This window comes from Flavobacterium sp. AJR, assembly GCF_002156885.1.
Taxonomy (GTDB): Bacteria; Bacteroidota; Bacteroidia; order Flavobacteriales; family Flavobacteriaceae; genus Flavobacterium.
Window position 1 is genome coordinate 21,296 of sequence record NZ_NCWQ01000064.1, and the last position, 15,782, is coordinate 37,077.

The 15,782-nt window shown below is 32.4% G+C and carries 8 protein-coding genes; 4 read left to right on the forward strand and 4 right to left on the reverse strand.

Features of this window, described 5'->3' with window-relative positions; genetic code table 11:
* Window positions 1-7: 7 nt before the first annotated feature.
* Entirely contained in the window at window positions 8-6,982 is a 6,975-nt protein-coding gene (locus tag B8T70_RS16430) for a leucine-rich repeat domain-containing protein (protein WP_086895521.1), read from the reverse strand.
* A gap of 338 nt (window positions 6,983-7,320) precedes the next feature.
* On the opposite strand from B8T70_RS16430, the gene B8T70_RS16435 reads away from it, so the two are divergent.
* Window positions 7,321-7,626, forward strand: coding sequence for a hypothetical protein (locus B8T70_RS16435; protein ID WP_086895522.1), 306 nt, complete (start codon window positions 7,321-7,323; stop codon window positions 7,624-7,626).
* A gap of 1,258 nt (window positions 7,627-8,884) precedes the next feature.
* Here the strand turns inward: B8T70_RS16435 and B8T70_RS16445 are convergent.
* The 3 genes from B8T70_RS16445 to B8T70_RS16455 form a co-directional block, all read right to left on the reverse strand.
* A complete protein-coding gene (locus tag B8T70_RS16445; RefSeq protein WP_086895524.1) occupies window positions 8,885-10,408 on the reverse strand; it encodes a glycosyltransferase family 39 protein in 1,524 nt (507 codons plus the stop codon).
* Between the two features lie 131 nt (window positions 10,409-10,539).
* Window positions 10,540-11,040 carry a GNAT family N-acetyltransferase gene (locus B8T70_RS16450; protein ID WP_086895525.1) on the reverse strand — a complete coding sequence of 167 codons (501 nt, stop codon included), beginning with the start codon at window positions 11,038-11,040 and terminating at the stop codon, window positions 10,540-10,542.
* 137 nt (window positions 11,041-11,177) lie between these two features.
* Window positions 11,178-11,879: a S24 family peptidase gene (locus B8T70_RS16455; protein WP_242667500.1), complete on the reverse strand. Its 702-nt coding sequence runs from the start codon at window positions 11,877-11,879 to the stop codon at window positions 11,178-11,180.
* Between the two features lie 261 nt (window positions 11,880-12,140).
* Here B8T70_RS16455 and B8T70_RS16460 point away from each other — a divergent pair, with 261 nt between their 5' ends.
* The 3 genes from B8T70_RS16460 to B8T70_RS16470 all read left to right on the forward strand — a co-directional run bounded on the left by B8T70_RS16460 (window position 12,141) and on the right by B8T70_RS16470 (window position 15,704).
* Window positions 12,141-13,853 carry a hypothetical protein gene (locus B8T70_RS16460; RefSeq protein ID WP_086895526.1) on the forward strand — a complete coding sequence of 571 codons (1,713 nt, stop codon included), beginning with the start codon at window positions 12,141-12,143 and terminating at the stop codon, window positions 13,851-13,853.
* Window positions 13,854-14,008: 155 nt separating this feature from the next.
* Entirely contained in the window at window positions 14,009-14,998 is a 990-nt protein-coding gene (locus B8T70_RS16465) for a sensor histidine kinase (RefSeq protein WP_086895527.1), read from the forward strand.
* A complete protein-coding gene (locus B8T70_RS16470; RefSeq protein ID WP_039111473.1) occupies window positions 14,976-15,704 on the forward strand; it encodes a LytTR family DNA-binding domain-containing protein in 729 nt (242 codons plus the stop codon). The genes B8T70_RS16465 and B8T70_RS16470 overlap by 23 nt, the downstream gene beginning before the upstream one ends.
* The last annotated feature ends 78 nt before the right edge of the window (window positions 15,705-15,782 follow it).

Consider the following 15,782-nt stretch of genomic DNA (forward strand, 5'->3'; position numbering starts at 1 on the left):
AATAAATTTATTGTATTAACATTTTTCCTTTAAATATTTTTGGGCTGTTTGTAGCTTGTACTTCCAGAGTATAAAAATATACACCAGCAGCAAGTTCTTTTTGTAAAAAGACCGCTTCATGTTTCCCTTCTGAGGTTTCTAAATCTGATTGTAGTCGAACAATTTGCCCTTGCATATTGTAGACTTTCAGTGTTACTTTAGTTGCATTTTCTAGTAAATGATATTTTATTGTTGTTTGTTCTCTAAAAGGGTTAGGGAAGTTCATAACAATATCTTTTCCAGAATTAGCATCAATATCATCTATTCCTAGTGTTCCATTTACAATTTTATAAGGAACTTCGTTTGCATTATCATCGGATATTACGGCAGAAACAATAGTCGTTTTAGGAGCTACTTTGGCAATAGCCACCTTACCCGATAATGTTTTGTCGATAGAGAATCCGATAACGCTTGTTTCGCCTTTATTCTCTGCAATAGATACTGTATATCCTTTGGCTGAAAGCAAATCTGATACTTGTTCTTTGCTTATTCCTTTTAAACGAATGTCAAATGCGGCTGTAGCTGTTGCTTGGTTATCGATGTATAAAATATCATCTTCAATGCTTAACACTGTATTTTGATCATTTGTTAAGGCAAAACGTTTAGCAGCTTGTTGTACTTTTTCTTGTACTCCATCCTGTATTTTATTTATCAGAAGAATAATATCCAAGAGGTTTAAATTCTTATCCTTATTAATATCGGCTGCAGCATAATTAAAATACTTTGGCTTCTGGCTCAGAGTATAATTTAAAGAAGATTGGATGTCTAGTATATTTACAATACCATCCAGATTGCTGTCTCCCTCACGATAGGTTAATGTATAAGTAAGGATACTATTTCTAGCTGATCCCGCTATTTGTCTGAGCTCAAGAGTTTGGTTGTTAGGAATATTCCATTCGCTCATTATATTCATTAGCTTAATACCATCTTCAGGAACTGTTACCATTTGGTAATTGTCTTTTAGCGTCATATTATACGATTGACTTGGACTAAATAACTGATTGGTATGGTCGTAACGATTTATCTTCTTGTCTTTTATTACTGCATTTACTGTTAGCGGTAATGCACCTAAATTAATTTTTTGACGGTCAATTTTAAAATTCACGTTTGACGGAAATACAGCATTTGTTTCTGTAAGTTCATTCTCCGAAAGGTCGATTGTTTTAAGTTTGATTAATCTTGATAACCCGTCTGGAATACTACCTGTTAATTTATTACGGGTTAGGTTAAGGCTTTGTAGCTCTACAAATTTGCCTAACTCGGCACTTATATCTCCAATTAAGTTATTATCGGTTAGGTTAATTGCTACCACGTGTCCATCATTGGTTGTAACTCCTTTCCATCTTTTTTCATGAAGATTATTTGTAGATATATCCCAAGGTGTTTTCCAGTTTGCACCTCCGGATTTTTGGAAAAATGCAACCAAGGCATCAAATTCTTCTGCTAGAAGAGGTGTTTCAGATCCGTCGGCAATTCCTTTATATTGCAAGTAAGTACCTTGAGAAGCACCTGTTCTTTGCCAGATAGTAATTTTTGCTCCCGCAGGAACATCTGCAATAGATACGCTCGGGAATACAAGAATATTGCCTTCTGGTGTTGCCTCAGATATTTTAAAGTTATTTGCTTGTAAGGCAAATAAATACTTTCCTTCTTGCTCTGGATTAGTTTCGTTATAGGTAGTGATAGGAGGTAGGACTACACTAATTTCGTCTCCTTTTAAATACAGGAATTCCTCTTTTACAATTGTTTGCCCTCTTAGGTTTACATATACTTTACTCAGATCATAGGTAAAAGCTGTTTCCAGAGCATCAAAAACATTATTAGATAAATCCAGCTGTTCTATATTCTGGAATTGATTGAATTGTGCCGGGATAGTTCCTTTAAACAGGTTGGCTGCTATAGATAATTTTTTTAAACCTGATATTCCAGAAAGTACTGGTATTGTTCCTCCTAGTTTATTTGCTTGTAAGTTCAGGGTTTTTAAATTTGTGAGTTGCCCAATAGTTGTTGGAATATTTCCTTCAATAACATTCGATTGCAGGTTTAGGGTTTCCAGATAGGTTAAACCAGATAATTCTTCAGGAAGTGTTCCCGATAAATTATTTCCTGATAAACTTATTGATACAACATGACCTTCTTTTGTGCCTACACCATACCAACTTACTTCATGAAGCTTGTTTTGTGAAGTATCCCATTTTTGAGTCCATTGTGCTCCATTAGTACTAGCATAGAATTTTTTTAGAATTTCAAATTCTTCCTCTGCCAATGGTTTTCCAAAAGTCACTTTATTATAGTTGATCGTTGTTCCCTGAGCAGTTCCGTCGTTTTGTGTAATCGAAATTTTGTCGGTTAGTTTTATGCTTAGTAATGCTATATCCTTAAAGATTAAGTTGCCTTCTTTATTAGAATAATTCGATACTTTATTTACGCCATTGATGAAAAGCGTAAAATAATTTTTGTTGTTAATACTTCCTCCATCGGCGTTAAAAATAAAAGTGCTAAGTGTTGGCAGGTTTATCACCAATTCATTTGCACCTACTTCTATAGTTGGGACAGTAATGGTTTGATATGTAAAATCAACTGTTTTTAGTAAAGGCAAACTAGCTAATGCTTCGTCTGCATTTTCGATATTATTATAACTTAGAGTAAGTGTTTTAAATGCTTTTAATTTTCCCCATGAAGAAGGAATAATTCCTTTTAATTTGCAATATCTTAAATCTAAAGACTCTAGAGATTCCAGCTCAGAAAAGATTGCTAAATCAGTAGTGCTTAAATCTTTTGTATAGTTTCCTCCATACAAAGAAAGGTTTTTTAGGAATTTTAAATTCCCAAAAGAAGCTGGTATTGCTCCTGTAACGTTGCTATTATTGTTGAGGTTAATACCCGTAATATGTCCGTTTTGTATACTTACACCATACCAGGGACCTTCATGCAAATTATTTAGGCTAGTGTCCCATTTATTAGTCCATTTACTGCCTCCCATTGCATTATAAAAATCTACCAAAGCTTGATATTCTACATCTGGAATCTTAGGCTGATCTACTTTTACATTAATGAAATAAATGTTACTATAATAAGCTGCACCCGAAGCTCCATCATATTGCTGACGCAGATATAGCTGATCTCCTGTTTTCAGTGTTGCGAGATAAGTTGCAGGAATGGTTAAGCTAGCATCTTGTGCCACGGTTAGGTTAGTTCCTACCTGAGTACCACGCATGTATACTATGAATTGTCTTTTTGCCGAAAAATCATTAATAGGTCTGTTATAAAGAACGGTATTAGGTAAATTACTAATCTTTACATCGGTTCCTTCGTACAGAAAGTTTTCTATACTAAGAGTTTGTGAGTTTAATTCCAGAGCTACAGAAGTTTTTAATAATCCCTGAATAGTCCCCACTTTATTGCTAGAAAGATCTAAAGATGTTAATGCATTTAAGTTTTCTAATTCTTTTATAAGAACTTCTATCTGATTGCTATTTAGGTTTATAGTTGTTAAATTGGCAAGAGAACCTATTGATGTAGGGATAGTTTTTAGCTGATTAACTGATAAATCCATTGTAACAAGACTTGTCATTGCGCCCAAATCTTCTGGCAATCCTGTAATTGCATTGTTACTTAAATACAATGATTTTAGTTTCTTAAGCTTGCTCCATGAAGCAGGTATGTCTCCTTTTAATTTGCTATATCTTAAGTCTAAAGTTTCTAGAGATTCTAACTCAGATAAAACACTTAAATCGGTAGTGCTTAAATCTTTGGGGTAACTTCCTCCATAAAGAGAAAGATTTTTCAGGAATTTTAAATTTCCAAAAGAAGCAGGAATTGATCCCGCAACGTAATTGTTATTATTAAGGTTAAGACCTGTTATATGTCCGTTTTCGATACTCACACCGTACCATGCTCCTTCATGAAGGTTGTTCTGGCTAGTGTCCCATTTATTGGTCCATTTATTGCCGCCCATTACGGTATAAAAATCTACCAAAGCTTCGTATTCGGCATCGGGTATTTTTGACTGATTAACCTTTACATTAGTAAAAAAGATGTTGGTATAATATGCTGCACTTAGTGTTCCGTCGTATTGCTGACGCAGGTATAATTGATCTCCGGTTTTTAGTGTAGCGAGATAGCTTACAGGAATCGTCAGGCTGGCATCTGGCGCCATAGTTAAATTTGCTCCTACCTGACTACCGCGTATGTAAACGCCAATTTGTCTTCGACCTGAGAAATCATTTTTAGATTTATTGTAAGTAACTACATTCGGGAAATTATCCACTTTTACATCGGTTCCTTCGTACAAGAAATTCTCTATGTTTACGGTTTGTGAATTTAGCTCGAGGCTTACGGTACTTTTTAGCAACGCTACAATATTGGATATTTTATTGCTTGAAAGATCTAGTGTTTTTAACGCATTCAGATTTTCGAATTCTTTTATAAGTACTTCTATTTGGTTACTTGCCAGGTTTAAGGTTACAAGATTTAAGAGATTACCTATCGATACTGGGATAGCTTTTATCTGGTTGGATGATAAGTCTATTGTTACCAGACTTTCCATTGTGCCAAACTCTTCTGGCAATCCTGTAATTGCATTGTAACTTAAATACAATGATTTTAGTTTTTTTAATTTGCCCCATGAAGCAGGAATATCTCCTTTTAATTTTGAATATCTTAAATCTAAAGTTTCCAGAAATTCAAAGTCAGATAAGATTCCTAAATCGGTTGTGCTTAAATCTTTGGTATAACTTCCTCCATAAAGAGAAAGACTTTTTAGATATTTTAAATTTTTAAAAGAAGCTGGTATTGCTCCCGCAACATTACTATTATTATTAAGGTTAAGGCTTGTAATATGTCCGTTTTCGATACCCACACCATACCATGCACCTTCGTGAAGATTGTTCTGAGTTATATCCCATTTATTATTCCATTGTGTTCCGCCCATAGTATTATAAAAATCTACTAAAGCCTGATATTCTAAATCGGGTATTTGTGGTTGGTCAACTTTTACATTAGTAAAAAAGATGTTGGTATAATAAGCCGCACTAAGCGTTCCATCATATTGTATGCGCAGATATACCTGATCGCCAGTTTTTAAGGTTGCCAGATAACTTGCCGGAATAGTTAGGCTTGCATCTTCTGCCATTGCAATATTTGCTCCTACCTGACTGCCTCGTATGTAAACACCAATTTGTCTTCTGCCCGAAAAATCATTTTTAGATTTATTATAGGTAACTATATTCGGTATGTTATCGATTTTTACATCGGTACCACTGTACAAAAAGTTCTCCAGGCTTATAGATTGAGAATTTAGCTCTAAGCTTACCGTACTTTTTAGCAAGGCTACAATATTCGAAATTTTGTTGCTTGAAAGATCTAACGTTTTTAAAGCGTTTAAACCTTCAAATTCTTTTATAAGTACTTCTATCTGATTACTGGCTAAGTTTAGCGTTACTAAATAAGAGAGATTACCTATAGAAACAGGAATTGTTTTTATCAGGTTGGAAGATAAATCCAGGGTTACCAGATTTTCTATTTCTCCTAGTTCATCTGGTAATCCAGTAATTGTATTGTTGCTTAAATACAATGTTTTTAATTTTTTTAGTTTACTCCATGAAGCTGGGATATTCCCTTTTAGCTTGGTATATCTTAGATCAAGAGTTTCTAGAGATTCCAGTTCTGATAGAGAACTCAAATCTGTAGTATTTAAATCTTTGCCGTAGTTTCCTCCATATAGAGAAAAGCTTTTTAGATATTTTAAGTTTCCAAAAGAAGCCGGTATTGCTCCCGATATATTGTTGGTATTGTTGAGGTTAATTCCCGTTACATGTCCGTTTTCTATACTTAGACCATTCCATGCACCTTCATTAAGGTTGTTTTCGTTAATGTCCCATTTATTATTCCATTTGCTACCATTCATGGCATTGTAAAAATCGACCAATGCCTGATATTCTATATTTGGTATTCCGGGTTGGTTTACTTTTACAGTAGTGAAATAAATATTACTGTAATATGCCGCTCCAGAAGTTCCATCATATTGCTGACGCAGATATACCTCATCTCCATTTTTTAATGTAGCCAGATAAGCCGACGGAATCGTAAGACTGCCATCTTCGGCAACGGTTATATTTGTTCCTACCTGACTTCCGCGGACATAGATTCCTATTGGTCTTCTGGCCGAAAAATCATTTTTGGTTCTGTTGTAAAGAACAACTTTTGGGAGATTGCTAATTTTTAAATCAACTCCCTCATATTGCAATTTATCAATGCTAAGAGTTTGGGAATTTAATTCTAAGCTAACGGTGCTTTTTAATAAAGCGTCGATAGTTGATACTTTATTGCTGGCTAGATTTACTGTTTTTAAGGCAGTAAGGTTTTCTAATTCTTTTGTTAAGACACTTATTTGGTTGGTAGATAATTCTAAAGTTATTAAGCTTTCCATCTCTCCAATTTCTTTGGGTAAAGAAGTGATGGCGTTGTTGCTTAGATATAAGGTTTTTAATTTTTTTAGCTTATTCCATGAAGCAGGAATGCTACCTTTTATGTTACAATTTCTTAGGTCGAGAGTTTCTAGCGCTTCTAATTCTGATAGAACTCCCAAATCGGTTGTGCTTAAGTCTTTGCTGTAACTTGCGCCGTAAAGGGAAAGGCTTTTTAAGAATTTTAAATTCCCAAAAGATACTGGGATTTTTCCAACAATGTTACTTGTATTGTTGAGGTTAATTGCTGTTACGTGTCCGTTTTCTACGGTTACACCATACCAGGCAACTTCGTGAAGATTATTTTCTTTGGTATTCCATTTATTATTCCAGTTAGACTCACCGGTAGCTTTGTAAAAATCGACCAAAGCTTGGTATTCTGTATCAGGAATTGGAATGTTTGTTGGGGTTTGGAATGCAAAAATTGGGAAACTAATAAGGAGAAATATTAGTCTAATGAGTAGTTTTTTTTCCATAACTCAAGGGTTTAAAGGTCAGTTGATTGGCGTTATTTTTAGTCGTTAGGTAATAATTGCCAAAAGTAGGAAAAATATCTATGTAAAAAATTGACTAAATTATTTATTTAAGAAAATACGTGTGATATTCTTATTTGTTAGTTCAAAAAATAAGAATTTGATAAGAATATTTAGCTTGAATCCGAGTAAATACAAGGAGGGAGAGAGGAGGTTGTTTCTGAAAAAGATTTTAATTTTTTTTACGAATTAAAAAGATTTTATTACTAAATTTATTTTTACAAACGATTACATAAAAAACAATAGTAACAAAGTTGTATTTAATTTAAACCGATAAAACTATGAAAGTACAATATCAAGGAGAACATAATGGGAAACCGACAACATTCGAAATAAGAATAATTGGTAATAATCTTTCTAAATCTAGTTCTAATTATCAAATCGATTTATTGGTAGGAGATAATAAACTGCCTATAACTTCATCAATGATACATCAGAGTTTATCTAATTGTTTAAAAGATATTTACTTATTCCGCAAAGCAAATAATATAAAGTTTGATCCCAATTCTGAAAAAGTATTGCCAAACTTAGTACCATACGATTTAGTATTGTACAACTATAATAAGTACGCCTTGTTTATGGCTTAGGAGGAAGATACTTTTTAAAGGCACAAAGGGTTTTTTTAAGGGACTAAGGTTCTGAGAGACAAAGGCACAAAGGTTTTTTTAAAGGTACTAAGGTTCTGAGAGACAAAGGTTCAAAGGTTTTTCAGTTTGTCTGTAAAAGGATCTGAGGTTTGGATGAAGCCTTATTTTATATAATAAAAACGTAATATTGTCATTCTGAGCGTCCCGAAGCTTCGGGAGAAGAATCATAATATTGCGTTTTTTTATATTCAGTCCAAACCTTAGTACCTCAGTATCTTTGTGCCTTTGAACCTTTTTTCAAAACCTTTTTTAAACCCTTTGAACCTTCTAAGTAAACTAAGAAAACAATAACAATTATTTCGAGTATAAAATAAATTAAACCTAAAGGGGTTAGTTTATGGAAATAGTAAATTATAAGTCCCGTTGTAAGGCAACAATATAAAGCATTAGCAATTATGATTATATTTAGATAAAAACGCCATTTGTTAGAAACAAACAAATAACAACACAAAGAGTATATTGCGAAAATAAACGCTATGACCGATAAAATATAAAGTGTTTTTTGAGGCATTCCGAAACTATCTTGAAATCTTACCAAGACAAATCCCAATAAGAAAGCAGTTAAAAATGCACCAATACTATCCAAAAGGAATATATTTTTTGGGTTAGAGATAAGTTTGGATATTTTTTTCATTTTTAGGTTTTTTTAAAGGCACAAAGGTTCAAAGGTTTTTCAGTTTGTCTGTAAAAGGATCTGAGGTTTGGATGAAGCCTTATTTTATATAACAAAAACGTAATATTGTCATTCTGAGCGTCCCGAAGCTTCGGGAGAAGAACACATAAGTAGCTCGACAATCAAAGCCAAATATTATTTTAAAGTTTTAATTCAAGGAGACAAGGAACTTGATTTCATGTGCCAAAGAACTCTAATTTATTAAATTCTATTCAATTTTATCATAGCCCACGGTTTCAACCGTGTGATACAGATTGCGATAATTCATTGCGTTCCAACGGTTGAAACCGTTGGCTATGTTTATAGCATGTTATTTGTGGCTCGAATCCGTTGTCGAGCTATTAGTTTGATTTATATTATCTGAGTTTTCCTTGCATCAAATGACAAAATTGCATTTTATGTTCAATCCAAACCTTAGTACCTCAGTATCTTTGTGCCTTTGAACCTTTTTTCAAAGCCTTTTTCAAAACCTTTCTACACACAAACTGAGAAACCTTTGAACCTTTGTGCCTTTAAAAAAGAACCTTAGTTCTTTTCCTTAGAAATCTCCTCAACAATTCTTTTATTAATATCAATCTTGGCGCCTGTAAATACAAAAATGGTTGTTTTGTATTCTCGGGCATTTTTATTTGTGATAGAATCGGCTATTATAGCAGTCTGAAAGTATGGACCAGTTTCTGCCATTTCATCATCATTTTCATGGTATTCCTTAACTCGTATTAAGTTCTTGTATTGTTTATCAAGATTAAACCAGTTAATATAATCGGCATTAAAAGAGACGGCTTTTATTCCTTGTTTGGTATAATAATTAATTGCTCCAGCCTGTCCATAATTGTCACAAAGAACCAGGGTTTTCTTTTTCTCAGGATTTGGAATAGTTGCATAAACCGAATCGGTTTTGCGGGCAAGTTCTTTCCAACCAAGCATATCGGCGTAATCCTGAGGTAAATTATGGTCTTTGCCATCTTCCCATTTTAGCATACCTAGTTTTTTATAATTTTCGGGATGCTTTATGATGTATTCAGGGCTTTTATTAGGAAAAGACAAATTGTACATAGGAATAAACAACAACAACGGAATGGCTATGAATACAGGTTGTAAATAACGTTTCTTACCCGAGTTTAAAATTTGTGAAAGATAAACAGCGCCAAAAGCAATGTAAATAGGATACAGTCCAATTGCGTAATAAGCTTTGGCTTTAAAGTATAGAAAAACGATTATTGTAAAGATAAGTGAGCTGAAAAAGAATCTATATTTCTCGAAAGGTTTATAAAATAATAGCGCATATAAAGCCGAGAGAATTACAAGAGAAGAGCCTATAAAATAAAGGAATTGCTTTTTTAAAAATTCTACGCGATCCATATTTACCAATTGTGTTTCGGCAAGCTCTTTCATGTGGTGAACAACCGGAAAATGGTTGTTGTATTGCCATAAAAGATTTGGAATAATTAATAGTAAACCTAAAAGTAAGGCGATATAGAGTTTTTTTTCTGTAAATATTTTTCGTTGTTTAGATAGTATTAAGGCAGGAAGTAAACCTATAAGCAGGAAAAGAATATTGTATTTGTTGAGGAATCCAAAGGCAAATGCAATTGCTCCTATATAAAGCCATTTAGGTTTTTCGGTTGTAACGTATTGTATTAGGATATAATAAAATCCTGTCCAACATAATACATCTAAGGAGTTGGGCTGATAAAGAATGTTTATTCGCAGTAATGACGAAAATATAATACAAGTTGCACCGAGAATTAAAGCGTATAGATTTCCGTTGAGCTTTTCGATAGTTTTCCAGACGATTAAAAGTGTTAAAACACCAAAAAGAGCTGGGAAGAATTTTACCCAGAAAACAGAATTTCCGAGTAACAGGATGATATAAGAAATCCAGGATGTTACAGGAGGAACCGATAAATATCCCCAAGCGAGATGATTTGCCTGGTCGAGATGTAGGTATTCATCACGTTGCAAATCATATTCCGGACTTATTAATATGTATTGTAAAGCAAACTTTAAAATAATAAATCCAAGTAAGATTATGGTTTTCTTAGTCATGGGGCTCGTGGTCTAAATAGCTAAAATGGTTTGTATTAATTCTTTAGCTAATATATAATTTATTTTAATTTTAGACCAAGATGAAAATACGAGAACTTATAAAGTTCTAGATTCTCTAAAATTTTTTTTATTTATGCATTTTGTTTTAATTCGTATTCGATATGGTTGTCTTCCAGATCACCAATTTTAATGAAGTTAAGACGCTCAAGAAGTTTTATTGCATTTTGGTTTTCCTGAGATGTTTCGGCCCAAATGCGGTTTAATCCTATATGATTACTTCCAAATTCTATGGCCAGAGTCATTGCCAAAGTCATAAAACCTTGTCCACGATATTGAGGCAATAAAACACAACCAAGTTCTCCAGCTCCAATGTCTAGTCCGCGATAGTAGCCACAAGTTCCAACAATTTTATTGGTTGTATTATCTGCAATTCCCCAATGTATAGAGTTGCCATCAGTATAATCTTTATCGATTTTAGCTTGCATTTCTGCTGCTTGCTCTAGTGTTTTTGCTTGAACTGCATCATAATACGAAATTTCTATAATGTCGTTAAGATCAGAGGGTAGTATTTGGCGCAAAGAGATTTTATCGCCAATAACTTTTGGAAAACTATTGTAAGGAGGTAATTTCATTTTACAATTTTTTATTGTTTGGTTTAGCTAATATATAATTTATTTTGAGGTAAACTTAAATAGGAAAGCTGTAAAATGCAAAAGCTTCGGATTTCTCCGAAGCTTTGTTTATGATATAAGATGATTATGTATTGTATTTAATGTGTAGCGTTTATTCTAATTGTTGCCTTTAGTAACGCTAATCCTTTAACGTTTTTAAAGTGAATATCTTTAGCTTGATGCTGAGGATTTTCGCTTACTAATTGTATCCAATCTTCACCTTTATCCGATTTTTGGACTTTTTTAATCATAACAAATTCTTCAGAATCATCAGTTATTAAAGAAACCAAATACATTTCGCCCCAAAAAATATTCTCTGGAATGTTATTTACTTTTTTGTACACAATAATATCTCCGCTTTTTAAAAGAGGATACATACTATCACCATTTACATAAATAGCACCATCGCATTTTGGTAAACCAGGAATCGAAATAAAATCTATTGGGTCTTGGTTAGCATCTTTAAACAAAGAAACAATTCCAGCAGAATCCTGGATATCGTATAATGGTACTTTGTTTTGTGCAGTTTTATTATAAACAGGATTTGGTTCCTGAAGTAAATTATTTCCTAAATCGGACTCGTCTTCAAAACCAACGGGCTTTAATATCATGTTTCCTCTTCCCATTAAAAGCCATTCGGCACTAATATCTGGATAGACATTGAGTATATGCTCTATTTTTGATACACCAATATCTCTAACCTTATCTAAAAAACCATTAGAAAGACCAGTTTCGATGTAGAATTTTCTTTTGTTAATTCCTTTATATTTAATAAGTTGTAGGATTCTGTCGATAATCATTGTATATATTTATAGATTATTTACTCAATTTATTATAATATGTAGGATATACTCTATATATTTGTAACATTATAAGAAAAAGATTAACTAAAAGACAAACGTACAAAAAAAAAGAAGAAGTATGCTTATGACTCACGTATCATTAGCAGCTTGTACAAGAAATGAGGCGAAAGTCTTTAGTATTCAGTAGTGTTTAGGTGGTTATAAGGGCAAGATTAGTAGCTACAAAATAGGAGATGTTTTAACAAGTAAAAGTAAATTATGGATTATCCGATTAAAATAGCACAAAGTAATCCCCATCGTGAGCGATTGGAAAAAGTAATTAAAGATTTGCTTCATTTTATCGAAGCAGGAGCCGTTTATGTATCCTATAGTGCTAGCAATAATGTAATTATTATAACATTTGTCCTGAAAGAAAATTGTAGTCAGGACGGAGATGCATTAAATGAAACAACACATAAATTCATAAAATTATATCCTGATTTTGTTTTTAAATTCATTAATTCTAATTGGGTAGATTATGGATTTAAAAAAGGAAAACTGTTTTTTATACAACATTGTACCTTTAAAGAATTGGTTTATTTTGAGCCAGATTCTAAAGTATTCTATCCACGTACAGACACTTCTAAACAATTGTCTAAAAGAGCCAAAAAACGATTTGATATAGACATTGAAGCTGCGGTAGTAATTTTTCGTAATGTCTCTATTTATACCAGAAATAATAAGCGGGTAGAAGCAGCCTTTGCATTGCACCAAACCTTGCGTTATATTTATATCTGTGCTTCAGAGTTTCTTATGCCAGAATTTATTAGTTCTACGTGTTTATTAATGCATTATGATTATATAATAGATTTTGCTCCTACATTTAAAACCATACTTAATAAAGAAAACCAAGAAGATAAAGAGATTTTGGTAATGCTTAATTCCGCTTACAATAGCATACAGCAAAACCGTGATATGGTCGATATTGATGCTGCATTAATTGATAAAGCCAAAGGGAAAATCGAATTAATGCAGAGAGAAATTAACAGACTCTTTATTGAATACGTAAAATCGTGTAAACAAAAAGTTAGAGAACTGAATAATCAATCTTTTTTAGGGAAATCGATTTTTAATGGAAGAATCCAGCCTAATTATATTATGGATGAGGCATTCTCCCAGATAAGTGCTGTAATTGTAGAATCCCTTAAAACAAGATCAATATATTGTTTTGGATATACAACAAATCATAAACAGGAATTAATAGATAAAAACAAGAATTATAGTAATGAACTTCCTGATTATCATTTTTATTTGTTGGTTCTTAACCTGGAACATATAGAGAATGCGATAGAGTTGCTGCAAACTCAGATTACGGAGAAATTTGGGAATAAGTATAAAGTAACCATCCTTAATCATAGTGCTAGTTACTTGCGTAAGAAAAGCCAAAACAAGAAATATTTCTTAGATACTATTATAGCAAACGGACTCTTGATTTATAATAATCCTTTATATCTTGTTTATTCTAATGTTTTTGAGGTGGAAAGAGATACAGATTTTTCAAAGAAATATTTTGAAAACCGTATGTTGCTTGCTCAACAGTTCCTTAGCCTTGCTCAAAATTGTTTTATAGAAGATTCGACTTTTATAAAAAATATACTCCATCATAAAGCTGTTGAACAAATAGCAGGAGGACTCATTTACTTGTTTCTGGGATATCACTCGGGTAAGTTTTCTATGAATTATTTATTTTCTTTATTGAATTACATAGAAGAAATTGAGTTTCCTTTTGATTTTACTGATGAAAAAGAAACAGCAATCCATCAGCTGATGATTGCAAATTCTGAAATGTCAGGATCTAAAGATGTGCAAAGTGTAACTATCGAAGATGGAAATATTCTAGAAGAAAAGTGTATTAAATTCTTTATGATGGCAAAAGAAATAGCCGAAAAAGAATTTGAAAGACTAGAGAATCGTTCGGATTTGTCAACGTAACGCTAGGCGAAATTTTTTATGCATTGAAATTAATTGTAGCAACAAGTATCATTGGTTTATGAGATTTTTTTGGTTTAACCAATAAAAAAAACAATTACTCGTTTACTGCCAATGTATCTTCTAAATTAATTACTTTGTATAAAATTTAAAGTCAAATGAATAAAATTTACTACCATATTCTTTTTTGGGTATTTATCTTTTTATACGTATTTGATTATATAGCCTCTTTTTACAATTTCAAAGAAAGTGTTTTGTACTCTTCTCTTGAAGTTATATTTTTTGGTATAGAATTTTATATTAATCTATTTGTTTTGCTTCCGTTTGTTTTAAACAAAAAAGGGAAAATAGCCTATATCGCATCACTAGTTGTCTTATTAAGTCTTAGTTTCTCTATTTATTATTCTACGGGTTTAAATGTTATTTTGTACGATGATGATTTGCTAAAGTCTTTTACTTCATTTCTTTTAAACCATTCGCTTTATATTTTTATCTCCTATATTGTTTGGGTTTTTAATAAATATTTTACCGAGAAACAGTTGCGATTACAATTAGAAAACGAAAAATTACAAACGGAAATGATGCTGCTAAAATCTCAAATTAGCCCACATTTTCTTTTTAATGCCCTCAATAATATTTACGCATTAACTGTAATAAAAAGTGATAATGCACCCAAAATGCTAGCTACTCTGGCAGATATACTTCGTTATTTTCTTTACGAAGGCAGCAAAAAACAAACGTCCCTAACATCGGAAATTGAGATAATCAATAAGTATATTCAGATTCAAAAATACCGCCAGATAGAAGGAATGGATAATATTATTTTTAATGTATCCGATGACAATTCGGTAAAACAAGTGCCGCCATTGTTACTCATTACACTTATAGAAAATGCGTTTAAACACGGTGATATTATTGAAAGTAAAAATGGATTTGTTACAATAGATTTAAAAACGATTCAGAATAAGATTGAATTTACGATTGCAAATTCATTTCAGTTTAAATCAAATAATCAAGGAATTGGATTGCAGAATTTAGAATCTCAGCTTAAAAACTTGTTTGGGAATGAATATGAATTAAAAGTTGAAGACAGCAATTTGATATATAAAGTAAGCCTAAGCTTTTATGGAAACAAAGACAGTATATAAATGTTTAATCGTCGATGACGAAACGCTGGCCCGTATATTAATACGCACGCATTTGCTGCAAATTCCAGAACTCGAAGTTGTACACGAATGCTCATCGGCTCTTGAAGCAGACAAATACCTAAAAACGCATAAAGTCGATTTAGTTTTTTTAGATATTCAGATGCAGCATTTATCAGGAATAGATTTTTTAAAGTCATTACAAAATCCGCCAAAAGTGATTTTTACAACAGCTTATTCTGAATTTGCTTTGGATGGTTATGAACTAAACATTGTAGATTATTTATTAAAACCAATAACATTTGAGCGCTTTTATAAAGCAGCAACCAGAGCATTAGAATTATTGAATTTAGAGAATGATACCAAAGATGCTACCGAAGCTACTTTTGTAGATAAATCGATAGTTATAAAATCCAGCCATCAGCATATTAAAATTCTCTTGACAGATATTTTATACATAGAAGGGCTTCATAAATATGTAAAAATTGTTACGGAGAAAAAAAATTACACAACCTTAATTGCTCTGTCAACAATGGAAGAAGAACTTTCGAACCAGACTTTTTATCGTTGCCATCGTTCCTTTATTGTCAACCTCAACAAGGTAGAATTAATAGATGGTAATCTGGCCATTATTGGCACTCATAAAGTGCCGATTAGTAAATTAAACAAACAAGAATTTCTAGCCAAATTAGGTAAGAGAATTGGTTAAGAAATAAGCAAAACAAACTTTCTGTACCCAAAACAATCCATTTGGGAGAAAAAAAATAATTAGGGGTTTAATAAGTAT

Coding starts and splice junctions, on each gene's coding strand:
- B8T70_RS16465 (WP_086895527.1), top strand. CDS start 14,009: ATGAATAAAATTTACTACCATATTCTTTTTTGGGTATTTATCTTTTTA.
- B8T70_RS16445 (WP_086895524.1), bottom strand. CDS start 10,408: ATGACTAAGAAAACCATAATCTTACTTGGATTTATTATTTTAAAGTTT.
- B8T70_RS16430 (WP_086895521.1), bottom strand. CDS start 6,982: ATGGAAAAAAAACTACTCATTAGACTAATATTTCTCCTTATTAGTTTC.
- B8T70_RS16450 (WP_086895525.1), bottom strand. CDS start 11,040: ATGAAATTACCTCCTTACAATAGTTTTCCAAAAGTTATTGGCGATAAA.
- B8T70_RS16435 (WP_086895522.1), top strand. CDS start 7,321: ATGAAAGTACAATATCAAGGAGAACATAATGGGAAACCGACAACATTC.
- B8T70_RS16460 (WP_086895526.1), top strand. CDS start 12,141: ATGGATTATCCGATTAAAATAGCACAAAGTAATCCCCATCGTGAGCGA.
- B8T70_RS16455 (WP_242667500.1), bottom strand. CDS start 11,879: ATGATTATCGACAGAATCCTACAACTTATTAAATATAAAGGAATTAAC.
- B8T70_RS16470 (WP_039111473.1), top strand. CDS start 14,976: ATGGAAACAAAGACAGTATATAAATGTTTAATCGTCGATGACGAAACG.